Source organism: Pseudonocardia nantongensis (assembly GCF_046546495.1).
Classification (GTDB): domain Bacteria; phylum Actinomycetota; class Actinomycetes; order Mycobacteriales; family Pseudonocardiaceae; genus Pseudonocardia; species Pseudonocardia nantongensis.
The window spans coordinates 122143-143559 of sequence record NZ_JBKGXT010000016.1; the positions used below are offsets into that span (position 1 = coordinate 122143).

Here is a 21417-nt window from a genome sequence, read left to right on the forward strand (position 1 = left end):
GGAATGGGCGCCGTTTTCGCTGGTAGAACCACTTGAGCGGGCGACGGGAATCGAACCCGCGTAGCCAGTTTGGAAGACTGGGGCTCTACCATTGAGCTACGCCCGCATGCCCGACCGGAACCCGATCGGACATCACCAGCGTAGCCGACCGCACCACCGTGAACACTTCCGGCCCGCCCTACGAACACACCTTCCGGACGAACCGGGAGGTGACGAACGCCGATGGCGGTGCGCAGACGGACCGTGCGGGCGGCACAGCCGGACGCCGCCGGCCCCGGCATGGACAGCGAAGCCGGGTTGCGGGCGGCGTACTCCGCGCACGGGGCGGAGATCTACCGCTACGCGCGTCGCCAGCTCGGCGACGACGGCGGGGCCCAGGAGGTGGTGCAGGAGGTCTTCCTGCGGGCATGGCGCCGCGCCGACGCCTACGACCCCTCGATCGCGAGCCTGCGGGTGTGGCTGTTCGCGATCGCGCGCAACGTCGTCGTCGACGAGATCCGGCGGCTGAACGTGCGCCCCTGGCGCCGCGAGCTCACCGACGAGCCCGAGTCGGGCCGGGACTCGGTCGACCCGGCCGACGACGTCCTGGTCGACACCTGGCTGGTGGAGGAGGCGTTGAGACGGCTCCGGCCCGAGCATCGGCAGGCGATCGTCGAGGCCTACCTTCGCGGCCGCCCGCACGCGGAGATCGCGGCGGAAGCAGGGGTACCGCTCGGGACGATTCGGAGTCGGGTCTTCTACGGGCTCAAGGCGTTGAGGCTGGCGATGGACGAGATGGGGGTGGAACCGTGACGCCGGACGAGCACCGGACCCTGCGCGAGTCGCTCGGCGACCACGCGCTCGACAGGCTGACAGCCCGCGAGGCGGCCACCCTGCAGGCCCACCTGGACGGCTGCCCGGAGTGCCGAGCCGAGCTCGAGGAGATCTCGTCGGTGTTGCCGGCTCTGCGCCGGGTCGATCCCGATCGGCTCGACCACACGCCGATGCCGCCACCGGACCTGGGTGATCGGATCGTCGCCGCGGCCCGGGCCGAGGGGCGCGACGCCCGCCGGCGTCCGCGGTGGATTCCGGTGGCCGCCGCGGCGACGGTCGCGATCCTCGTCGGCGGGGCCGCCGGGTACCTGGCCGGCGACTACGACGGCATTCCCCGCGAGCCCGTCGCGGTGCAGGCGATGGATCCCGCGGTGCAGGCCGATGCCATGGCGATCCCACACACCTGGGGCGTCGAGATCGTGCTGGCCGCGGACGGCTTCGCCGAGGGATCCACCTACCGCGTCGTCGTCGAGTCCGACGACGGGCGGGCGGTCAGTGCGGGCGAGTTCGTCGGCACCGGAGCGGACCCGATGACCTGCAACCTGAACTCGTCGGTGTTGCGCGCCGAGGCAGCCGGGTTCCAGGTGCTCGACGACCGCGGCTCGGTGGTGCTGCGCGGCGAGCTCTGATCGCGGTGGCCCGTCACACCGCGCGGGCGTGCACGACCAGGTTGTCGTGGTAGCTGCGCTCGCCACGGTCGAACTCGCCCGCGCAGGTGACCAGCCGGAGCACGTCGCCGGACGCCGCGCCGAACACCTCGAACGTCGGGAACTCGTCCTTGGGAACCTGCTGCGTGCGTTCCACCGTGTAGCGACCGACGGTGCCGTCCCCGCGACCCACCTCGATCACGTCCCCGGCCGCCAGGTCCCGCAGCCGGTAGAACACCGCCGGACCGGAGCGGGAGTCGACGTGCCCGAGCAGCACGGTCGGGCCGGGCCCGTCGTGGTCGAACCAGCCGACACGGTCGTAGTCCTGCGGGACCTCGGCGGCGCCGTCGCCGTCGATGCCGAGCCGGAGCAGCTCGGGCTCGTCGACATCGATCGCGGGGATTCGCACGGACGTCGGCGCCATCCCGTCGGCGTCGGCGGCGACCGGCGCCTGCACGACCGCACCGGCCGGGGGCTCCGGCGCGCTCGGCGTCCCGCATCCCGTCAGGACCAGCAGCAACGCGACGACGCCCGGGAGCAGCAATGCTCCCGGGCGCCCGTCACGTGCGTGCTGCTCAGCTCTGGGCACGGCTCCGGCGGACCAGCACGACGCCGGCCCCGGCCGCGGCCGCCAGCCCGGCGGCACCGATCGCGTAGGCCGTGGTGTCGTTGGACGAGCCGCCGGCGCCGGTCTCGACGCCGCCCATCGGGACCTCCATCAGCTGGCCGCGGACCGCACCGGGCACGAAGTCGGCGGTGTGGGTGTCACCGAAGAACGCCGACGGGTCGGCCTCGATCTGCTTGAGCGAGAAGCCGGTCGCCGTGTCCTGGCCGTCGTCACCCTCGAGCCCGGTCGTGAACGGGCCCTGAAGGCATCCCGACGAGGTGCGGACGTCACCGTCACCCTCCGGGTTCGGGAACGCCAGGCGCGGGGGACCCGACTCGCCCGCGGCCGCCTCGTGGATGTGCGTCGCGGTCTTCGCGGGACTCTGGTACTCGCCGGTGACCCCGCGCAGCGTGAGGTCGTAACAGACGATCTCTTCGTCGCTGTTGAGCCGGTAGTTGAACTCGCCGGTCGCACCCTCCTGGCCGGGGGCCGACTGACCTTCACCGTTGATGATCATGTCGGGGGTCGCCGACGCGGTGTACATGCTGGTGAACGAGTCGGGCTCGGGAACCGAACCGTCCTGGGCGAACGCCGTACCGGCGGTGGCGGCGAACGCGAGGGCGCCCGCCGCGGTGACGGCGGCGAGACGGGGCAGGGAACGGCGCATCGCGGAGTCCTTTCCGGGGTTTTTGTCCTTGATGCCCTTCTCTACGACGCTCGCGGTGACCGCGTTCACCGGTCCGCCCGATCCGGTGAGGCTGCGGATCGCCGTCGGACGGGACTGCCCGTGGAACGGTGACGGAGATCGCGCACCGGGAGAGGTAGGCCACGTCCGGGGACGGGAACGGATCGCGAGATCGACGCGATGCAATGGGTGCAAGCAACGATCCACACACGACTTGAAGAGAAGGAAGCGATGACTGCCCTGTCCCGCACGTCCCAGCCGACTGCGACCTCCCGCCTTCGCCCGAGCAATGTCGCGGCTCTCGCTCTCGGTTTCGTGGCGTGCCTCAGCGGCCTGATCCCGACGGCGTTCGTCGTACTGGCGTTCTGATCCCGCAGCGTCCACGTGCTGCCCGAACCCTCGCGGACCCGGGCAGCACCGGACACGCGGTTCGGCCGTGCCGATCCGCCGGCCGAACCCCGGTGGTCCCACGCGGACTGCACCGCACGGCCACTCGATGTCCGGCGCCCCACCGCCGGGCCGACCGGACGCCACACACCGGATCCACGGCACCTCCCGTCGGAGAACAGGCCTTCGTCCGGCGGCGATGAGACCGGTCTAGACTCCGCGTCACGGGGTGTGGCGCAGCTTGGTAGCGCACTCGCTTTGGGAGCGAGGGGCCGTGGGTTCAAATCCCGCCACCCCGACCACATCCGACCTGCGGAAACAGGTCGGCGCTACACACCCAGGTAGAAGCGGGTGCCCTGATCGTCGGCGCAGCTCGACAGGAGCCCGTAGGGCTGGCGTTCCGGATCGGTGGCGGTGCCGCCGGCCGCACGCACCCCGTTCACAGTGGCCTCGATGTCGTCCACCGCGTACATCGGCACCACGGTCGGCTGTCGATGCCCACCGTGCAGGCCTGCCATCGGGTACATCTCGTCGACCTGCCAGCCGTCCTCGTGGCTTCCGGGGCTGAACGTCCAGCCGAACGCGGCGCCGAAGAAGGCACGGGCGCGGGCGGAGTCGGCGACCTCGAAGGTCAGGTAGGTGAGCCGGCCGTGTCCGCGCGAATCGCCCTCGTGAATGGCGAACGGCAGTCCCTGGTCGTCCGTGCAGTTCGCGGACCGCCCGTGGTCGGTGTCGACAGGGTCCTCGGCCCGCCCACCCGCCGACCGGATGCGCTCGACGGCGGCGTCGGCATCGTCCACGCCCTGGCTCAGGAACATCGTGTTGTGCCGCGGCCAGTCGTCCCACACGCCCGCGGGCAGCGCCGCCAGGGAGACGATGCTCTGCGGCGGCGACGCCCCCGCGACCATCCGGTGCTGCGGCGCCTCGTCGCTGTAGGACCAGCCGAGCGCCGTCGCGAAGAACGTCGCCGCGCGTTCCAGATCGGCGACCCACAGGGCCGCGTAACCGACCGTGCCATGAATGCTCATCGTCGTCATAACTGCAGGCTAGGACCGGTGTCGCACGGTGGCTTGGAGGAATCGGACTCCTCGATCGACCTGGCATCGACGTCGATCACGCCGATAGCTCGTGAGGCGCTCGCCGCGCCCCACACCCCGGGCGACCTCCGGGGAGGGGTATCTCCCCGGAGGCCACTCGCGGCGGTAGCACCTCCGGTGGGCGGAGTGACCGTCAGCGTCCGGGTGGCGCGGGTCCGTCGCGCGCAGGCCCTCCCGGTAGCCCAACGCCGTCCCTGGGAGCGAGGGGCCGGCCAGGCCCTGGAGGGTTCGCAGACCACCGCATCTGGCATTGATGGCCCCTTCGAGTCCCGCCGTGAGGGATGAGGAGTGAGGTAGCGGCCAGGCACTCGACGAACGTCGGCAGCCAGCCCCCGGACCGCTACCCCGGGATCACCCGGTCGGTCAGGCCGGCGAGCCGGTGGCCGAGGGGAACTCGGGCGCGCGCTTCTCGCGCAGCGCGGCGGCGCCCTCGACGACGTCGGGGCCCATGAAGCAGAGCATCTCGTAGGCAGCGGAGGCGTCGAAGGTCGGGCCGGCGGTGCGCAGCCAGCTGTTCAGCGAGCGCTTGGTCAACCGGATGGCCTGCTGGGAGCCGTTGGCCAGGGTCTGCGCGACCCGCAGCGACTCGGTGAGGACCTGGTCGCGGGGCAGCGCCTTGGCCACCATCCCGAGGCGCTCGGCCTCGGCGCCGGTGACCATCTCGCCGGTGAGCAGGTAATAGCGGGCCTTGGCCATCCCGGCCAGCAGCGGCCAGATGATCGCGGCGTGGTCCCCGGCGGAGACGCCGAGTTTGACGTGACCGTCGCCGAGCTTGGCGTCCTCGGCGCAGATGGCGATGTCGGCCAGCAGCGCGACGACGACTCCGGCGCCGACGGCGACACCGTTGATCGCGGACACGATCGGCTTCTCGCAGTTGATGATGTTGTAGACGAGGTCGCTCATCTCGGTGAGCATGTGCGAGACACGCTCGTGGTCACCGGCCATCCGCTCGACCATCTCCAGGTCGCCACCGGCGGAGAAGGCCTTGCCCGCGCCGGTGATCACCGCGACCCGGGTCCGCGGGTCGGTGGAGACGTCCTTCCAGACGCGGGCGAGCTCGCCGTGCAGCTGCTCGTCGGTGGCGTTGTACTTGTCCGGGCGGTTGATGGTGATCTGGAGGACGCCGTTGTCGAGGCGCTCGAACGCGAGCTGGTGGTAGTCGGCGAAGTTCATGGCAGATGGTCCTTCCTGTCGGGTCAGGGGGTTTCGAACCGGCCCTGGGCGTCGTCGTCGATGGCCTGGTCGCGGGCCTGGTAGTGGATCTTCTTGCCGGTGGCGGTGAGCGGGAGCCGGTCGACGAAGCGGTAGCCGCGCGGGCGCTTGTAAGTGGCCAGCATCGTGTGGGCCCGGCAGTGCGCCTCGCAGTCGGCGGCGGTCAGTGCCGCGTCCTCGCGGATGATGTAGGCGACCACACGCTGCCCCCAGCGCTCGTCGGGAACGCCGACGACCAGCGAGTCGGAGATGCCCGGGTGCTCGTTGAGGGCCTCCTCGACCTGCACCGGGTGCACGTTCTCCCCACCCGAGATGAGCATGTCGTCCTTGCGCCCGACGATCGTGACGTACTCATCGGCATCCCAGGTGGCGAGATCGCCGATGTAGATCCAGCCGTCGTGGAACTTCTCGGACTCCTGATCCGGGGAGTTCGCGTAGGCGTACCCGGCCTTGGGGGTCTGCACGATCACCTCGCCGACCTCGGTGCCGTCCTGGGCGACACGCTCGTCGGGCGTGGCCCGCCGGTCGTCGTGGATGCGGACCACGCGCACGTCGTCGTCGGTGCAGGCGCGCCCGGCGGCGCCGGCGTGGTCGGGCAGGTCGCTGGGGCGCAGGAAGGTGTTCCAGAACGACTCGGTGGTGCCGTAGCCGTTGAAGATGCGCGGGGTCAGCAGCTCCTGGTAGCGCAGGCAGGCTTCCCGCTCCAGCGGCGCCCCCATGGTCACGATGCCGCGCAACGTCGACAGGTCGCGCGGCCGGTCGGACTGGGCCCTGGCCAGCATGGCCAGGTTGGTGGGGGCGCCGATCAGGTAGGTCAGCTCCCACTCGGCGACCTGGTCCAGGCACAGCTCGGGGTCGAACGTGCGCATCGGAACGATCTCGGCGCCCAGGTAGAGCGCCGGGTTGGGCCCGCCCGAGTACAGCCCGCCGCGGTGGAACCACGGTGTCATGTTCAGCGTGCGGTCCTCGGGAGCCAGCGGGAAGTGCATGATCACGTCGTGCGCGCTGAACACCTCGACCATGCTGTTGAGGGGGACGCCCTTGGGCATCCCGGTGGTGCCCGAGGTGTAGAGGCGGGTGGTCTCGTCGTAGACCGTGCGCGACGCGGCGGGCACGGTGGCGTCGGTGTCGAACAGCTCCTCGAACGGCATCGCGCCGGGTAGCGGGGCACCGGCGCCGACGGCCGCGACCACCGCCGGTCGGTGCTCGGCCCGCTCGAGCGCACTCTGCACCTGCGGGCTGAGCTCGGTGTCGTAGACGAACACCGTCGGGCGGCTGTCGTCGAGGATGTACGCCGTCTCGCCGGCGGCGAGCCGGAAGTTGATCGGCGAGCCGACCGCGCCGCAGGCCTGGGTGGCCACGTAGAGCTGGGCGAACTCCGGGCAGTTGTAGAGCTGGTAGACCACCACGTCCCCCGGACGGACGCCGGCCGCGGCGAGCCCGGCGGCCAGGGCGTCGACCCGGGCGCCGAGCTCCGCGTAGGTCCACCGCGCCCCCGTCGCCGGGTCGCTCATCGCGACCCGGTTCGCGAATCGGCGGGTGTTGCGGCGGAAGCCGGCCAGATAGGTGAACTCGCGTTCGAAGAACGTCCGGTAGGCAGTCGGGTCGTAGGTGAACATCGGATGCCTCCTCGTTGAGGGCGGTGCGGGGCGGTGCCGGCCCGGCCGGGTCAGGCGAAGGCGGAGATTCCGGTGAGCGCCTGACCCATGATCAGGGTGTGCACCTCGTCGGTGCCCTCGTAGGTGCGCACGCTCTCCAGGTTGTTGGCGTGCCGCAGCGCCGAGTGCTCCAGGGTGATGCCGTTGCCGCCGAGCACGGTGCGGGCCTGCCGGCAGACGGCGATGGCCTCGCGTACGTTGTTGAGCTTGCCCAGCGAGATCTGCTGGGGGCGGAGCGTGCCGGCGTCCTTGAGCCGGCCGGTGCGCAGCGCGACCAGCACCCCCTTCTGGATCTCCAGCATCATGTCGACGAGCTTCTGCTGGGTGAGCTGGAACGCGGCGATCGGCACCCCGAACTGGCGGCGCTCCAGCGCGTAGGCCAGGGCGTCCTCGTAGGCGTCGCGGGCGGCGCCCATCGCTTCCCACATGATCCCGTAGCGCGCCTCGTTGAGGCAGGAGAACGGCCCGCGCAGCCCGAGCACCTCGGGGAGCACCGCGTCCTCGGGAAGGCGGAGATCGCTCAGCGCGATCTCGGCCTGGATGGAGGCCCGCATCCCCAGCTTGGGTTCGATCGCGGTGGCGGTGAACCCGGGGGTGTCGGTGGGCACGACGAAGCCGCGGACGCCCTCGTCGGTCTTGGCCCAGACGACGGCGACGTCGGCGATCGTGGCCAGTCCGATCCAGCGCTTGGCGCCGTTGAGCACCCACCCGTCGCCGTCGCGCTGCGCGCGGGTGGTCATGCCGGCCGGGTCGCTGCCCGCGTCCGGCTCGGTGAGCGCGAAGCAACCGATCGACTCGCCGGCGGCCATGTCGGGCAGCCAGCGCTGCTTGTGCTCCTCGGAGCCGAACTTGTGGATCGCGCTCATCGCCAGCGATCCCTGGACGCTGACGAACGTGCGCAGCCCCGAGTCACCGGCCTCGAGCTCCATCGCCGCGAGGCCGTACTCCACGGCGCTGCGGCCGGCGCACCCGTAACCGGTCAGATGCATGCCGAGCAGGCCGGACGCGCCCATCTCTCGGGCCAGCTCGCGCGGGAAGTACGCGTTCTCGTACCAGTCGGCGATGTTCGGCTTGATCCGGTCACGGACGAACCCGCGGACGCGGTCGCGCAGCTCGAGCTCCTCGGCCGAGAACATGCCGTCGAGGTCGAGGTAGTCGTAGGCCAGGTCGGTCATCGTGGACTCCTCGTCAGCCGGTGGAGGGTCAGCTCATCGACAGGCCGCCGCTGACGGACAGGGTCTGGCCCGTGATGTAGGCGGCCTCGTCGGAGGCCAGGAAGGCGACAGCGTTGGCGAGGTCGGCCGGCTGGGCCAGGCGGCGCATCGGGATCGCCTTGATCAGCGACTCGCGCAGCTTCGGGTTGCCCTCGGTGACCGAGTCGAACAGGGCGGTGTCGGTCGGGCCGGGGCACACACAGTTGGCGTTGACCTGGTGGCGGGCCATCTCCCGGGCGGTGGTCTTGGTGAACGAGATGACCCCGCCCTTGGCCGCGGAGTACACGGCCTCACCCGAGGAGCCGACCCGGCCGGCGTCGGAGGCGAGGTTGACCACCGAGCCGTGGCCCTGCTCGGCCATGATCGGCAGCACCGCCTTGGAGGTGTTCAGGACGCCGTAGAGGTTGACCTGGATCGCGCGGTCCCAGTCGGCGGGGTCGGACTCGACGAACGGGCCGACCTTGTCCCAGCCGGCGTTGTTGATCAGCACGTCGATCCAGCCGAACCGCTCGCGGACCTGGCCGACCATGGCATCGACCGACTCCCGCGAGGTGACGTCGGTGGGGATCCCCACCGCGCCGGAGCCGATCGCCTCGGCGGTCTCCTCCGCCGTGGCCTCGTTGACGTCGGTGACCACCACCGTGGCGCCCTCGGCGGCCAGCTTCTCGGCGATTCCACGGCCGATGCCCTGCCCGGCGCCGGTGACGATCGAGACCTTGTCGTCCAGCTTTCCCATGGTTCGTTCCTCTCTCAGGAGTCGGTGTGGTTCGGTCGCCGTCACTCACGGGGCGAGCTCGCGGCCCAGGTACTGCCGGGCGATGACGAGCTTCATGATCTGGGCGGTGCCGTCGCCGATCTGCAGGCCGAGCACGTCGCGCAGCCGCTGCTCGATCGGCAGCTCGGTGCGGTAGCCGTACTGGCCGTGCAACAGCAGGCACTGGTTGATGACGTCGTAGGCGGTCTTCGGCGCCCACCACTTGCACATCGCGGCCTGCGCGGTGTGCGGCTTCCCGGCGCCCTTGAGCCACAGGGTCTGGTGGCACAGCAGCCGGGCCGCCGAGAGCAGCGTCTCCGCCTCGGCCAGCGGAAACGCGACGCCCTGGTTCTTGCTCAACGGCCGGTCGAACGCCTCGCGCTCGCCGACGTAGCGCCAGGTCTCGTCGACGGTCTGTTGCGCCGAACCGAGACATTGCAGGCCGATCAGTGCGCGGCTGAAGTCGAAGCCCTGCATGACCTGGGTGAAACCGCGGCCCTGCGCGCCCAGGAGGTGGTTGTCGGGGACGCGGACCCCGTCGAGGTGCGCCGCACCCCGGCCCACCGCGGTGGTTCCCATGTCGGAGTAGGGCTCCCGGGTCACCCCCGGCGCGTCGAGCGGGACCAGGAACGCGCTGATGTCCTTGCCCCGGTCCGCGGACGGTCCCGTCCTGGCGAACACCACCACCGCTGCAGCGTCCCCGGCGAACGACAGTGACTTCACCCCGTCGAGCACCCAGTCGCCGCCCTCGCGCACGGCCGTCAGCGCGGGCATGCCCGCGTCCGACCCGGCCTGCGGCTCGGTCAGCCCGATCCCGACGATCTCCTCGCCACTGCAGATCCTGGGCACCCACTCCTGAGCGACCTCGGGTGCGGCGGCGTTACCGGCGAGGATCTGCCCGACCAGCGAGCCCACCACCTGCAGGTAGGCGACATTGATGTCACCCCGGCCGATCTCCTCGGTCACCACACCGGCGGTCAGCCGATCCTGATCGCGGCCGCCTAGCCCGGTCGGCAGCTCCGGAGCGATCAGCCCGAGCGCTCCGATCTCGCGCCGCAGCTCGGGATCGATCCGCCCGTTCCGCTCCCGGTCCCGGTAACCGGCCAGGAGCTGCCCCCGGGCGATTCCACGGGCGCGGTCCCGGTACTCGCACTGCGCGTCGGTGAGCTCGAAGTCCATGTCGCCGCCTCCGCTCGGTCGATATTGACCACATTGGCAAAGTTCAACCCAATAGTCAATAGACAGGGTCAAGCTTTGACTCCCGAGTCAGCGCAAGGGAGACTGCGCTCGGGAGGTGACCGCCGATGAGCAGCCAGCCCGCGGTGGACGGCGCCGCGCAGGTCAGCCGGGTCCAGCGCAAGCGGGGACGCCGGATCCAGGAGATCCTCACGACCGCCGCGGAGCTGTTCGGCGAGCGTGGTTACGACGCGGTCAGCCTCGAGGACGTCGCCGAGCGGCTCGACGTCACCAAGGGGTCGCTCTACTACTACTTCGCCAGCAAGGACGAGCTCGCCGTCGCGGCGATCGAGACGCTCGGCGCCACCTGGACGGCGCGTCTCGAGCGGCTGGTCGCCACCCAGGAGGGCCCGGTGGGCGAACGGTTGCGCGCGCTCATCCGCGAGCACGTCGCCATCGCCGTCGGCGAGTACCCCGCGGCGCTACGCCTCTTCCTGGTGCCCAGCACCTGGCCGGACGACCCCCGCGCACGGATCAAGGAACTGCGCCGGCGCCACGACCGCGTGTTCCGCGGCCTCGTCGAGGAGGGCGTCGCGTCCGGCGAGTTCGCCGTCACGAGCGTGGGAACCACGCTGCAGTGCATGCACGCCACCATGGCGCAGGCACCGCTGTGGTGCGCCGACCAGGACACCCGGGAGCGCGACAAGTGTCTCGACCAGCTCGCCGACACCCTGATGAAACTCGTCGCCCCGGCCGCGGCCGACCTCTGAACCTCATGTCGGCGAACATGTGACCGACCTCGGCGATCTCCGGGTCATCCAGCAGCCCAGCCCCTCACGTAACCGTCCGGTCGCATCCCGTACCCCGGGACCGGTTCCGGCCCTGGCCCGGCTCGCCGCACCGTGGTCCCCTCGGGTATCGCAACCACGCCCGGCCGGGACGGTCGGCAGCGAAAGGGGACCTCGTGCACGACGCCGACGAGCCGGGCCGCTTCCGCACCCTGGACCTGATCGACGCCCATGCCGGTGGCGATGTGGGTCGTGTGGTCGTCGGCGGCGTCGAGCTGCCCGCGGGCACGGCGGCCGAGCGTGCCCGAATGTTGCAGCGCGACGGGGACGGTCTGCGCCGGCTGCTCACGCAGAAGCCACACGGGGACCCGTCGCAGTGCGTCGACCTGCTCCTGCCTCCCTCCACACCGGAGGCGCACGCGGGGCTGGTGATCATGGGGACGATGGGGTATCCGGGCTTCTCGGGCTCGAACGCGATGTGCGCCGCGGCGGCCATGGTCGAGGCCCGGCTCGTACCGCTCCCGGACCCCGAGGACGACCTGCTCCTGGAGACGCCGGCGGGGCTGACCCGGCTCACCCTCACCGCCCGCCGGGGACGCCTGGACTCGGTCGCCTACGACGCCCTGCCCGGGTTCGCCGTCCCCGGCGATCACGTGACCGAGGTCGAGGGCTGGGGGCGGGTTCGGTTCCGGCTCGTCTACGGCGGTGTGTTCTACGCCGTCGTGAACGCCGCCGAGGTCGGTCTCGATCCGGCGCGCACGCCGGTCTCCGAGCTCGCCCGGTTCTTCGACGCGTTCCTCCCGCGAGCCGCGGGAGAACACGAGCTCGTCCATCCCGAGCACGGCGTCATGCCACCGCTGTCGCTCGGGCTGCTGGCAGGCACCGTGGACCTCCAGCCTGAGCAACCCAGAGTCGACCTCGCCGTGTACATGGACGGTGGCGTCATCTGCCGGGGGCCGACCGGTACCGGGACCACCGCCCTGCTCGTGTGGCTGCACGAGCAGGGCCGGATCGCCCCGGGCGCGACGGTGCGGGCCGTCTCGCCGTTCGGCCAGGAGTTCACCGGAACCCTGACCGGCACCACGGCCGTCGGCGACCGCACCGGGGTCCGCACGCGGATCGCGGGACGGCCGTACCTGCTCGCGCGCAGCCAGATCATCATCGACTCCGACGACCCGCTGGTCGACGGACACGACCTGCCCCGTGGACCGTCGCCGGCACCGGGTACGTCCTGAGCAGCAGGTCGCCGACGGCGACGCGCGCAGGACGCCGATGCTCAGCCCGCCGCGGTTGCGCGCAGCGCGATCCGGACGAGGTCGGCGGCCGGTCCCACCGGCGGCGACCCGGCGGGCCACACGAGCCGGAGCCGGCGGGTCAGGTCGATCCCGTCGGTCGGGACGTCGACCAGCAGCCCGGCGGCGACGTCGGCCGCCACCACCAGCTCGCTCAGCAGCGCCGGTCCGGCGCCGGTCAGCACCGTGCTCCGCACGGCCGCGCTGGAACCGAGCTCCAGCAGCGGCTCGACCGGGCCGGCTCCGGTCCCGGCGATCGCCCGCTCGGCGGCGGCCCGGGTACCGGAGCCGGCCTCCCGGCTGACCAGCGGTGTCCGGGCGAGCTCGGCCGCCCCGACGGCCCGGCGCCGACGCGCCCACGGGTGCCCGGGGGCCACCACGAGCACGAGACGGTCCCGGGCGACCGTGCGGGACCGCAGGCCGGACGGAACCTGCGGCGACTCGACGAAACCGAGATCGACCGCCCGCTCCCCGACCAGCTCGCACACCCGGCTCGAGTTGGTCACCTCGAGCCCGACGCGCAGCTCCGGGTCGGCACGGCGCAGCTGCGCGAGCCAGCCGGGCAACACGTGCTCGGCCACGGTGAGGCTCGCGGCGACCGCGAGGTGGGCCGCGGCCTCCCGGCGCAGTGCCCGCGCACCTTCGACCAGGACGTCGAGGTCGTCCAGCACCCGCGTGGCCCAGCCGGACACCAGCTGGCCCGCCGCGGTCAGGCTCGAGCCCCGCCGGGTCCGTTCGAGCAGCCGGACCCCGAGCCTGCGCTCGAGCCGGGCGAGCCGCTTGCTCGCCGCGGGCTGGCTCACCCCCTCGAGACGCGCCGCGGCGCCGAGGCTCCGGTGCCGGCCGACCAGCACCAGCAGGCGCAACGACTCCACGTCCGGCTGCCACGTCATTCCCCCAGGTTATGACGTCCTGCGCGACCGGCCGCTACCCGAGACCCGTTCCGCGGAGCACGGTCACACCATGACCACGACCGAGCCACCCGGCCTGCTGCCCCGAACCCGGCACCGCGCGGCCGAGCTCGGGCCGGGCATGCTGGTCGCGGCCGCCGCGACCGCGGTCGCGCTCGGGGTGAACGCCGTGCTGCCGGTGCTCAGCGCGCTGACCGTCGCGGTCGTGCTCGGCATCGGGGCCGGACCGGTCCTGCCGGCTGGCACCCGGGCCGGACTCGGCTGGGTCACCCGGCGGTTCCTGCGGCTCGGCGTCGTCCTGCTCGGGCTGCAGCTCGGGCTGGGCGAGGTGCTCGGGCTCGGCGCCGGCACCGTCGGCGCGGTCGTCGGCACCGTCCTCGTCGCGTTCGCCGGCATCCTCGTGCTCGGACGGCTGCTCGGCGTCTCACGCGGCCTCACCCTGCTCGTCGCCACCGGCTTCTCGATCTGCGGCGCGTCGGCGATCGCGGCCATGGACAGCGTCACCCGCTCGGAGAAGGAGGACGTCGCCACCGCCGTGGCACTGGTGACGCTCTACGGCAGCGCCGCGATCGCGCTCGTCCCGCTGACCGCCGACCTGCTCGGGCTCGCCCCGGGGCTGACCGGCACCTGGGCCGGGCTGAGCGTGCACGAGGTCGCCCAGGTCGTCGCCGCCGCCTCCCCCGCCGGAGCCGCCGCGGTCGGCGTCGCGGTGATCGTGAAGCTGACCCGGGTCGTGCTGCTGGCGCCGATCGTCGCCGGGACCGGCATCGTCGAGCGCCGGCGGAACACCGCCACGGAGTCCGGCCGGCGGCCGCCGCTGGTCCCGCTGTTCGTCCTGGGGTTCCTGGCGATGATGGCGATCCGCAGCAGCGGGCTGGCCCCGGACACCGCGCTGTCGGCCGCCCGGACGCTGTCGACACTGCTCTTCGCCGCCGCCCTCTTCGGCCTCGGCAGCGGCGTCCGGGTCGGTGCACTGCTCCGGACCGGCCGCCGCGCCCTGGCGCTCGGCGCGGCCGCGACCGTGCTCGTCGGTCTCGCCGGCCTCGGGGCCCTGAGCCTGGTGCCGGCCTGACCGACGAGCGGGCCGGACGGGCCGGGGGCGGGCACGTGCCCACCCCCGGCCCGTCCGACCCCGGTCAGCGCTCGCAGGCGGCGGTGCGGGCTCAGCTCCGGGCCGCGCGGAACTCGCTCGCGATGTACTCGGCCTGCCGCATCGCGAGGGCCACGATCGTCAGCGTGGGGTTGGCCGCGGCGCCGGTGGTGAAGACGCTGCCGTCGGAGACGAACAGGTTCGGGACGTCGTGCGCCCGCCCGAACCGGTCGACCACGCCGTCGCCCGGACGCTGACTCATCCGGCAGGTACCCAGGTTGTGCGTCGAGGGGTACGGCGGCGTCTCGATCGTGTTGGTGGCCCCGACCGCCTTGTAGACGGCCGCGCCCTGCTGGTGCCCGTGCCGGCGCATCGCCACGTCGTTGGGGTGGTCGTCGAAGTGCACGTTGGCGACCGGGAGCCCGTGCGCGTCGGTGTCGCCGGACAGCGTGATCCGGTTGGACTCCTGCGGCATGTCCTCGCCGACGATCCACATGCCGGCGGTGTTGAGGTACCCGTCGACGATCTCCGCCAACCGCGGGCCCCAGCTGCCCGGTGCCACGAACTTGGCGAAGAACGCGGGCCCGAGCGCGATCGTCTGCATGTAGTAGCCGCCGGCGAAGCCCCGGTCGGTGTCCAGGCGGGACTCGTCGCCGATCACCCCGGCCATCGTCTCGCCGCGGTACATCCGCACCGGCTTGTCGAACTGACCCCAGACCGTGCCGGTGGTGTGGCGCATGTAGTTGCGCCCGACCTGGCCGGACGAGTTCGCCAGCCCGTCGGGGAACTGGGTGGACGCCGAGAGCAGCAGCAGCCGCGCGGACTCGATCGAGTTGCCGGCCACGCAGACGACGGCGGCGCGTTGCCGGCGCAGGGTGCCGTCGCGGTCGGTGTAGAGCACCCCGGTGGCCCGGCCGGTGGTGTCGTGCAGGATCTGCGCGACGTGGCTGTCCGGGCGCAGGTCCAGGTTGCCGGTGGCCTCGGCCTTGGGCAGCTCGGCGACCAGCGTGGACCACTTCGAGCCGTGCTTGTCGCCCTGGAAGTTGAAGCCGTCCTGGATCGAGGCGGGGCGGCCGTCGTAGGGCTCGGCGTTGGTGGCGTACGGGCCGGTGGCGTAGTTCCGGTAGCCCAGCTTCTCCGCGCCGTTCGCGAAGACCTTGTAGTTGTTGTTCGCCGGCAGCGGGGGGCGGCCGTGCCGGTGCGTGACGCCCATCTTGATCTCGGCCCGGTCGTAGTAGGGCTCGAGCTCGGACAGCGTGATCGGCCAGTCGAGCAGGCTGGTCCCGTCGACGGTGCCGTAGGCGGTGCGGGCGGCGAGCTCGTGCGGCTTGAACCGCGGGCAGGCCCCGGCCCAGTGCGTCGTGGTGCCACCGACGGCCTTGACGATCCAGGTCGGCAGGTCCGGGAAGTCCCGTGCGATCGCCCAGCTCCCCGACGTCGTCCGGGGGTCGGTCCAGGCCATCTGGCCGAAGGCCTTCCACTCGTCGTTGTGGTAGTCCTCCCCGGTCAGGTGCGGGCCGGCTTCGAGCACCACGGTCTTGAAGCCACGCCGGCACAGCTCGTGGGCCAGCGTCCCGCCGCCGGCACCGGAGCCGACGACGACCACCACGTCGGAGTCGTCGTAGTCGAAGCGGGTCATGCCGAGGCCTCCTCGTAGCTCTCGATGCGCGGGTCGGGCAGCCAGTCCAGGTCGTCGAACCCGCGGTTGATGTAGCCGCCCTTGTCGTAGGACGCGCCCTCGTACCCGAGGACGTCCCAGACCTCGTGGTCGTCGTAGAGCGCGACGACGGCGACGTCGAGAATCCCGGCGAAGAACGGGGTGTCGGCGATCCCGCGCAGCACGACCGCCGCCGTCTCGCCGTCCAGCTCCGAGAACGGGACCCCGCGCTGCTGGTCCAGATCGGACAGACCCTGGACCAGCAGTGCCTGCAACCGGGGTTGGGTGGCGGCCGCGTCGATCACCGCCTGCGCGGTCCGCTCGTACGGACCGGCCGGGAACGTGCTGTGCGGGAACGCCGCACGCAAGAGGTCGACCAGCGTTCCGCGCTGGGTGTCGGACAGAAGGGTACTCACCGATGAATTCCTTTCTCGATCGTTTCCGGGCAGCATTCACCGCGGAAGGAACTGGCGAGGAGCGGATCCGGAGTTCGCGGATCAGGCGGTGTCGGCCTGCCCCCGGATCCCGTACACCTCGATCCGGCGGTACAGGGTGGCCCGGCTGATCCCCAGCCGGGCCGCGGCCTGCCCCATCGTCGTCCCCGGCTCGGCGAGGCAGCGCACGATCTCGTCGCGCTCGACCATCTCGATGCGTGACAGGACCCGGCGCGGCGCGCCGCAGGACACCTCGGTCGGCAGGTGCCGGGCGTCGATCACGTCGCTGCGGGCCGCGGCGCCGTCCACGACCGTCCGCAGCTGCTCGACGTTGCCCGGCCAGTGGTACGCCGTCAGGCAGCGCCGCGCCGCGGCGGTGAACCGGACCTCACGGTGCCGGCGCCTCGCGGCGAACGCCGTGGCCAGCGGCATGACGTCCTCGCAGCGGTGCCGCAGCGGGGGGCAGCTCGACGTAGGTGTCGACCAGGGGTCGCAGCGGCGTCGGGACACCGCCCGGGCTCCGCACGGTGAGCGCGAGTCCCGGGCGCCGGTCCGGCGCCCCGGCCACCGACCGCACCTGGTCGAACACGCCACCCAGCTCGGAGGCGACCCACGACGTCAGCTCGTCGACCCGGCCGACGACGACGCTGGTGGCGTCCCGGCCGAGCTCCGGCCGCCAGAGATCCAGCCACGCGGGGGTGTCCTGGACGGTCGGCGGCCGGGTCACCAGGACCCGGTCGTGCGGGTGGGTCCGGGACAGCGCGTCGGTCAGCAACGTCGTGCGCCCGGCACCCTCCTCGCCGACGACCGCGACCACCCGGCCCTCGTCCAGCGCCGCCTCGACCTCGGCGGACGCCGTGCGCCACTGTGACGAGCGCGGGGCCACCGTGGCCGCAGGCGCCCGGAGATGGACCCGGAACACCTGCCCGTGCGCGGCCGGCCGCGGCGCGCGCCCCCGGTGCCGCGCCAGCATCAGCGTCGACGTGCTGCCCGCCGCGCTCTGCGCGAGCGCCAGGAGGAGCTTGTCCGACTGCTGCGCCCAGGTCGTCAGGTTCACGGTGCCGGCCAGCTCGCCGCTCACCGGGTCCAGCACCGGCGCGGCGGCACACGTGTAGCCCCACAGCCCGGTACAGAAGTGCTGGTCGGCACGGACCAGCGAGGGTGCCCGGTCGGCCACCGCCAGCCCCAGCCCGGTCGTGCCGGTCTCCTGCTCGCCGTAGTCGAAGCCGGGCGCGAGGTAGACCGCGTCCAGGGCGGAGAGCAGCGACCGCTCGTGGCAGAGCCGGTTGAGCACGACGCCCTCGGGGTCGGTCAGCATCAGGCTGATCGGCTCGTTCGCCAGCGTCTCCTGCAGCCCGCCGAGGACCTCCACCCCGCACCGGTAGAACAGCGACTCGTCGTCGACCGCTCCGCAGAACGACGGTGCGACCTCGTCCAGCGACGCGCCGAACGCGGCACTGCGCTGCCACGACGCGGCGATCCGGTCCGGCACCTCGAGACCGGATCCCACTCCCGTCGTCCGTGCGATCTGCTCCCGTTCCGAGAGCCCGGCCGAGCTGTTCATACCCTCGAACCTCCGAGGCCTCGTTGCGCTCTTCAGGTCCGTGGACTGTGACACACACGACCCCACCGGGGGCACCGCTCGCCGTCTCAGCCTGAGACAAGATCCACTTCGGTGGTCCGGTCAGCCGCGGCCCGCCTCGGCGAGCTGCGGGATGCGCCCGCCGGCGAGGACGGCGTCGACCTGGTTCGGCGACAGGCTGTGCCGCAGCCGGAACTCGGTGCCGTCGTCGTCGGTCGCCGTGATCCCGTCGGTGTCCGGCAGCCCGCGCAGTCCACGGAAGTGCAGGACGGTCCCGCCGGAGATCCGGTCCAGGTCGTCCGGATCGGTGAACTCGAGAGCGAGGATCCCGAAGTTGGCCAGGTTCTGCCAGTGGATGCGCGCATAGGACCGGGCGATCACGACGGCGAGGCCGAGGTGGCGGGGCGTGATGGCGGCGTGCTCGCGCGACGAGCCCTGCCCGTAGTTTGCCCCGGCCACGACGGCGTGCGGGCCGGTCTCCCGGGCCCGCGCGGGGTAGTCGGCGTCGATCCGGGTGAACGTGAACTCCGCCAGCTCCGGGATGTTGGAGCGGTACGGCAGCGCCTTGGCCCCGGCCGGGGAGATCTCGTCGGTCGAGACGTTGTCGCCCATCGTGAGCAGCACCGGCAGGTCGAGCGAGTCGGGCAGCGGCGGGAAGTCGGGCAGCCCCGAGATGTTGGGGCCGCGCACGAGCTCCTGCTGCTGCGCCTCCTCGGCGGGCGGGGGCGCCACCAGCATGTCGGTGTTGATCGAGGCCTCGGCGGGCAGCTCCGGTGTCGGATCGTCCAGGCCGAGCTTCTCGGCGAGCTCCCGCGGGTCGGTGACGACGCCGGTGAGGGCGGCCGCCGCGGCCGTCTCCGGCGAGCACAGCCACACCGCGTCCTCCGGCGTCCCGGACCGGCCCGGGAAGTTGCGCGGGAAGGTCCGCAGCGAGTTGTGCCCGGCCGCCGGGGCCTGCCCCATCCCGATGCAGCCCATGCAGCCGGCCTGGTGGATCCGGGCGCCCGCGGCGATCAGGTCGAACGTGGCACCCATCTTCGTCAGGTCGGAGAAGATCTCCCGCGACGACGGGTTGACGTCGAAGCTCACCGCGTCGTTCGTCTGCCGACCGCGCACCATCTGCGCGGCCACGGCGAAGTCCCGCAACCCCGGGTTGGCCGACGAGCCGATCACGACCTGCCCGACCGGTTCGCCGGCGACCTCCCGGACCGGCACCACGTTGTCCGGCGCCGACGGCTTCGCGATCAACGGTTCGAGCGTGGACAGGTCGATCTCGTCGGTGACGTCGTACTCGGCACCGTCCTCCGCGCGCATCGCGCGGTGGTCGTCGGCGCGACCCTCCGCGCGCAGGAACTCCTCGACGCGCTCGTCGGCCGGGAAGACGCTGGTGGTGGCGCCCAGCTCGGCGCCCATGTTGGCGATCACGTGCCGGTCCATCGCGCTCAGCCCGGCCAGCCCGGGACCGTGGTACTCGATCACCCGGTTGACCCCGCCGCTGACGCCGTGCCGGCGCAGCATCTCCAGGATCACGTCCTTCGCCGACACCCACGGTGGCAGCTCGCCGGTCAGCCGCACGCCCCAGACCTGCGGCATCCGGATCCGCAGCGGCTCGCCGGCGATCGCGAACGCGACCTCCAGGCCACCGACGCCGATCGCCAGCATCCCGAGCGAGCCGGCCGCGCACGTGTGCGAGTCCGAACCGACCATCGTGCGGCCGGGCTTGCCGAAGCGCTGCATGTGTGTGGGGTGCGAGACGCCGTTGCCCGGTTTGGAGAACCAGAGCCCGAACCGCCGCGCCGCCGTCCGGAGGAACTCATGGTCCTCGGCGTTGCGCTCGTCGGCCTGCAGCAGGTTGTGGTCGACGTACTGGACGCTGACCTCGGTCCGGGCCCGTTCCAGCCCGATGGCCTCCAGCTCCTGCATCACCAGCGTGCCGGTCGCGTCCTGGGTCAGGGTCTGGTCGATCCGCAGCGCGATCTCCTGTCCCGGAACGGGATCGCCGGACACGAGGTGCTCGTCGATCAGCTGGTGGGTCAGCGTCCGGGGCATCGGGACCTCCATGGTGTAACGGTGCGGCACGTCGCCCGACGGGTTCCCCGCTCCCGCCGGTTCCACGCACGGCTCCGCGCGACGCCGGTCCGGAACCCGTTGCCCGACGACCGGTCCAGCCGGTTGGCTCACCGGCATGACCGAGACGCGCGTCCTTCGCGGACTGGGTGCGCGAGGCGAACGCCGGGCGCGCCCTGTGGTTCGTCGCCGACGACGACGAGCTGGTGGCCCGACCGGAGCCGTGCCCGTCGGGGCAGGTCAGCCGGGGAGGCCCAGAGGCAAGCCGGTGATCGAATCCACAGAACGCACGTCAGGGGGCGGGCGCCGAGTGCGGCCCGACCAGCATCACCGGGGCCTCGGCGTGCTGGATCAGCGCCAGTCCGGTGGAGCCGAGCAACAGCCCGGTGAAGCCGCCGCGCCCCCGGGTCGCGACGACAACCCCGCGCGCCCCGGCACTGGCCTCGACCAGCGCGCGGGCCGGATCGGCCCGCCCGATCCGGCGGGTGACGGCGACGTCCGGGTAGCGCTGCGACCAGCCGGCCAGCCGCTCGGCCAGTGCCCGCTCCTCGGCGTCACGCATGGTCTCCCATGGCGAGGCGGCGAACAGCGTGCCGAGGTGCGCGCGCTGGGTGTCGGCATCGCTCCACACATGCACCGCGACCAGCGGCGCGTCGTGCCGGGACGCCGCCGCGAACGCGTGCGCGAGCGCGGTGTCCGACAGCGGCCCGCCGTCCACTCCGACGACGATCGGCCCGTCGGCCGCGACCGCGCCCCGCACCACGACGACCGGGCACCCGGCGTGCGAGGCGACGGCCAGGCTGACCGAGCCGAGCGCGGTGCCCAGCGCGCCCCGGCCGGCCGAGCCGATCACCACCAGCAGCGCGTCACCGGACTCCGTGACCAGCGCGGGTGCCGGGGCCTCCCGGTCCCGGCGGACGTCGATCGCGATCTCCGGGGCGGCCTCGGCTGCGGCGGAGCGGGCCCGGTCCAGGATCTCGGCGGACTCGTCGCGCATCGTCGCCTCGACGTCCTCGAGCAGCGACGCGATGGCGGCGTCGGTGTAGAGCCCGGCGACGTCGAACGCGTGCACCAGGAGCAGGTCCGCTCCCCGGCCCGCGGCCTCGCGCGCGGCCCAGCGGGCGGCGTCCAGGGCCGGCTCCGACCCGTCCACCCCGGCGACGATCTTCCCGGCAGTCATCGTTCCGCTCCTCCCGGCCGGTACGGCGTCGCCGGCCACCGCCCTCCACTGTGCACCCGAAGCGCGGACGGGGGCACCCGGAACGCGGCCCCTGCGGGCCGGGACGGGCACCCGGGGCCCGCACGGCGATCGCTACGGTGATCCCGTCGACGGAGTGTTCTCCGCG

The 21417-nt window shown here is 72.4% G+C and carries 20 protein-coding genes and 2 tRNA genes; 6 read left to right on the plus strand and 16 right to left on the minus strand.

What is annotated here, in order from left to right; all coding sequences use genetic code 11:
• Window positions 1–35: 35 nt before the first annotated feature.
• Window positions 36–106 (minus strand) — tRNA-Gly (locus tag ACLFMI_RS18280).
• Between the two features lie 116 nt (window positions 107–222).
• Between ACLFMI_RS18280 and ACLFMI_RS18285 the strand changes: the two genes are divergently transcribed.
• Together ACLFMI_RS18285 and ACLFMI_RS18290 are read left to right on the plus strand one after the other, a co-directional pair.
• Entirely contained in the window at window positions 223–792 is a 570-nt protein-coding gene (locus ACLFMI_RS18285) for a sigma-70 family RNA polymerase sigma factor (RefSeq protein WP_410949092.1), read from the plus strand.
• Window positions 789–1442, plus strand: a complete 654-nt coding sequence (locus ACLFMI_RS18290) for an anti-sigma factor family protein (RefSeq protein ID WP_410949093.1) — start codon at window positions 789–791, stop codon at window positions 1440–1442. The genes ACLFMI_RS18285 and ACLFMI_RS18290 overlap by 4 nt, the downstream gene beginning before the upstream one ends.
• A 13-nt stretch (window positions 1443–1455) precedes the next feature.
• Here ACLFMI_RS18290 and ACLFMI_RS18295 read toward each other — a convergent pair whose 3' ends face one another.
• Both ACLFMI_RS18295 and ACLFMI_RS18300 read right to left on the minus strand, forming a co-directional pair.
• The gene (locus ACLFMI_RS18295; protein WP_410949094.1) at window positions 1456–2049 is read right to left on the minus strand and encodes a sortase domain-containing protein; all 594 of its coding nucleotides are present in this window, start codon (window positions 2047–2049) and stop codon (window positions 1456–1458) included.
• Window positions 2036–2734: a CHRD domain-containing protein gene (locus tag ACLFMI_RS18300; RefSeq protein WP_410949095.1), complete on the minus strand. Its 699-nt coding sequence runs from the start codon at window positions 2732–2734 to the stop codon at window positions 2036–2038. The genes ACLFMI_RS18295 and ACLFMI_RS18300 overlap by 14 nt, the downstream gene beginning before the upstream one ends.
• Before the next feature lie 630 nt (window positions 2735–3364).
• On the opposite strand from ACLFMI_RS18300, the gene ACLFMI_RS18305 reads away from it, so the two are divergent.
• Window positions 3365–3441, plus strand: a tRNA-Pro gene (locus ACLFMI_RS18305).
• Window positions 3442–3468: 27 nt separating this feature from the next.
• Here ACLFMI_RS18305 and ACLFMI_RS18310 read toward each other — a convergent pair.
• From ACLFMI_RS18310 to ACLFMI_RS18335, 6 genes are all read right to left on the minus strand, one after another.
• Window positions 3469–4176 carry a VOC family protein gene (locus ACLFMI_RS18310; protein ID WP_410949096.1) on the minus strand — a complete coding sequence of 236 codons (708 nt, stop codon included), beginning with the start codon at window positions 4174–4176 and terminating at the stop codon, window positions 3469–3471.
• A 423-nt stretch (window positions 4177–4599) separates the two neighbouring features.
• On the minus strand, window positions 4600–5409 hold the full coding sequence (locus tag ACLFMI_RS18315; RefSeq protein ID WP_410949097.1) for an enoyl-CoA hydratase/isomerase family protein: 810 nt from the start codon (window positions 5407–5409) through the stop codon (window positions 4600–4602).
• Window positions 5410–5432: 23 nt separating this feature from the next.
• Complete coding sequence (locus ACLFMI_RS18320; RefSeq protein WP_410949098.1) at window positions 5433–7067, minus strand: class I adenylate-forming enzyme family protein; 1635 nt, start codon at window positions 7065–7067, stop codon at window positions 5433–5435.
• A gap of 50 nt (window positions 7068–7117) precedes the next feature.
• The gene (locus ACLFMI_RS18325) at window positions 7118–8281 is read right to left on the minus strand and encodes an acyl-CoA dehydrogenase family protein (protein WP_410949099.1); all 1164 of its coding nucleotides are present in this window, start codon (window positions 8279–8281) and stop codon (window positions 7118–7120) included.
• Between the two features lie 28 nt (window positions 8282–8309).
• Window positions 8310–9056, minus strand: a complete 747-nt coding sequence (locus ACLFMI_RS18330) for an SDR family NAD(P)-dependent oxidoreductase (RefSeq protein ID WP_410949100.1) — start codon at window positions 9054–9056, stop codon at window positions 8310–8312.
• A 45-nt stretch (window positions 9057–9101) separates the two neighbouring features.
• Window positions 9102–10253 (minus strand): acyl-CoA dehydrogenase family protein, encoded by a 1152-nt coding sequence (locus ACLFMI_RS18335; RefSeq protein WP_410949101.1) that lies wholly within the window; start codon window positions 10251–10253, stop codon window positions 9102–9104.
• A 125-nt stretch (window positions 10254–10378) separates the two neighbouring features.
• Here ACLFMI_RS18335 and ACLFMI_RS18340 point away from each other — a divergent pair, with 125 nt between their 5' ends.
• Together ACLFMI_RS18340 and ACLFMI_RS18345 are read left to right on the plus strand one after the other, a co-directional pair.
• Window positions 10379–11020: a TetR/AcrR family transcriptional regulator gene (locus ACLFMI_RS18340; RefSeq protein WP_410949102.1), complete on the plus strand. Its 642-nt coding sequence runs from the start codon at window positions 10379–10381 to the stop codon at window positions 11018–11020.
• Window positions 11021–11214: 194 nt separating this feature from the next.
• Window positions 11215–12273: a proline racemase family protein gene (locus ACLFMI_RS18345; protein WP_410949103.1), complete on the plus strand. Its 1059-nt coding sequence runs from the start codon at window positions 11215–11217 to the stop codon at window positions 12271–12273.
• 41 nt (window positions 12274–12314) lie between these two features.
• Here ACLFMI_RS18345 and ACLFMI_RS18350 read toward each other — a convergent pair whose 3' ends face one another.
• Window positions 12315–13223 (minus strand): LysR family transcriptional regulator, encoded by a 909-nt coding sequence (locus ACLFMI_RS18350; RefSeq protein WP_410949104.1) that lies wholly within the window; start codon window positions 13221–13223, stop codon window positions 12315–12317.
• A 139-nt stretch (window positions 13224–13362) separates the two neighbouring features.
• On the opposite strand from ACLFMI_RS18350, the gene ACLFMI_RS18355 reads away from it, so the two are divergent.
• Window positions 13363–14313 (plus strand): YeiH family protein, encoded by a 951-nt coding sequence (locus ACLFMI_RS18355; protein WP_410949129.1) that lies wholly within the window; start codon window positions 13363–13365, stop codon window positions 14311–14313.
• Between the two features lie 91 nt (window positions 14314–14404).
• Here the strand turns inward: ACLFMI_RS18355 and ACLFMI_RS18360 are convergent, their stop codons facing one another.
• The 6 genes from ACLFMI_RS18360 to ACLFMI_RS18385 all read right to left on the minus strand — a co-directional run bounded on the left by ACLFMI_RS18360 (window position 14405) and on the right by ACLFMI_RS18385 (window position 21251).
• The gene (locus ACLFMI_RS18360; RefSeq protein ID WP_410949105.1) at window positions 14405–15970 is read right to left on the minus strand and encodes a GMC family oxidoreductase; all 1566 of its coding nucleotides are present in this window, start codon (window positions 15968–15970) and stop codon (window positions 14405–14407) included.
• On the minus strand, window positions 15967–16404 hold the full coding sequence (locus tag ACLFMI_RS18365) for a hypothetical protein (RefSeq protein ID WP_410949106.1): 438 nt from the start codon (window positions 16402–16404) through the stop codon (window positions 15967–15969). The genes ACLFMI_RS18360 and ACLFMI_RS18365 overlap by 4 nt, the downstream gene beginning before the upstream one ends.
• Before the next feature lie 81 nt (window positions 16405–16485).
• Entirely contained in the window at window positions 16486–16854 is a 369-nt protein-coding gene (locus ACLFMI_RS18370) for an AAA-type ATPase lid domain-containing protein (protein ID WP_410949107.1), read from the minus strand.
• On the minus strand, window positions 16811–17986 hold the full coding sequence (locus tag ACLFMI_RS18375) for a sigma-54-dependent transcriptional regulator family protein (RefSeq protein WP_410949108.1): 1176 nt from the start codon (window positions 17984–17986) through the stop codon (window positions 16811–16813). The genes ACLFMI_RS18370 and ACLFMI_RS18375 overlap by 44 nt, the downstream gene beginning before the upstream one ends.
• Window positions 17987–18106: 120 nt before the next feature.
• Window positions 18107–20053: an aconitate hydratase gene (locus ACLFMI_RS18380; RefSeq protein WP_410949130.1), complete on the minus strand. Its 1947-nt coding sequence runs from the start codon at window positions 20051–20053 to the stop codon at window positions 18107–18109.
• Between the two features lie 310 nt (window positions 20054–20363).
• Window positions 20364–21251, minus strand: coding sequence for a universal stress protein (locus ACLFMI_RS18385; RefSeq protein WP_410949109.1), 888 nt, complete (start codon window positions 21249–21251; stop codon window positions 20364–20366).
• Between the last annotated feature and the right edge of the window lie 166 nt (window positions 21252–21417).

Bases quoted from the DNA above. Each gene is read 5' to 3' on its own strand.
- ACLFMI_RS18310 (WP_410949096.1), bottom strand. From the start codon at position 4,176: ATGACGACGATGAGCATTCATGGCACGGTCGGTTACGCGGCCCTGTGG.
- ACLFMI_RS18300 (WP_410949095.1), bottom strand. From the start codon at position 2,734: ATGCGCCGTTCCCTGCCCCGTCTCGCCGCCGTCACCGCGGCGGGCGCC.
- ACLFMI_RS18380 (WP_410949130.1), bottom strand. From the start codon at position 20,053: ATGCCCCGGACGCTGACCCACCAGCTGATCGACGAGCACCTCGTGTCC.
- ACLFMI_RS18330 (WP_410949100.1), bottom strand. From the start codon at position 9,056: ATGGGAAAGCTGGACGACAAGGTCTCGATCGTCACCGGCGCCGGGCAG.
- ACLFMI_RS18340 (WP_410949102.1), top strand. From the start codon at position 10,379: ATGAGCAGCCAGCCCGCGGTGGACGGCGCCGCGCAGGTCAGCCGGGTC.
- ACLFMI_RS18350 (WP_410949104.1), bottom strand. From the start codon at position 13,223: ATGACGTGGCAGCCGGACGTGGAGTCGTTGCGCCTGCTGGTGCTGGTC.
- ACLFMI_RS18325 (WP_410949099.1), bottom strand. From the start codon at position 8,281: ATGACCGACCTGGCCTACGACTACCTCGACCTCGACGGCATGTTCTCG.
- ACLFMI_RS18385 (WP_410949109.1), bottom strand. From the start codon at position 21,251: ATGACTGCCGGGAAGATCGTCGCCGGGGTGGACGGGTCGGAGCCGGCC.
- ACLFMI_RS18375 (WP_410949108.1), bottom strand. From the start codon at position 17,986: ATGAACAGCTCGGCCGGGCTCTCGGAACGGGAGCAGATCGCACGGACG.
- ACLFMI_RS18320 (WP_410949098.1), bottom strand. From the start codon at position 7,067: ATGTTCACCTACGACCCGACTGCCTACCGGACGTTCTTCGAACGCGAG.
- ACLFMI_RS18360 (WP_410949105.1), bottom strand. From the start codon at position 15,970: ATGACCCGCTTCGACTACGACGACTCCGACGTGGTGGTCGTCGTCGGC.
- ACLFMI_RS18355 (WP_410949129.1), top strand. From the start codon at position 13,363: ATGCTGGTCGCGGCCGCCGCGACCGCGGTCGCGCTCGGGGTGAACGCC.
- ACLFMI_RS18285 (WP_410949092.1), top strand. From the start codon at position 223: ATGGCGGTGCGCAGACGGACCGTGCGGGCGGCACAGCCGGACGCCGCC.
- ACLFMI_RS18315 (WP_410949097.1), bottom strand. From the start codon at position 5,409: ATGAACTTCGCCGACTACCACCAGCTCGCGTTCGAGCGCCTCGACAAC.
- ACLFMI_RS18335 (WP_410949101.1), bottom strand. From the start codon at position 10,253: ATGGACTTCGAGCTCACCGACGCGCAGTGCGAGTACCGGGACCGCGCC.
- ACLFMI_RS18370 (WP_410949107.1), bottom strand. From the start codon at position 16,854: ATGCCGCTGGCCACGGCGTTCGCCGCGAGGCGCCGGCACCGTGAGGTC.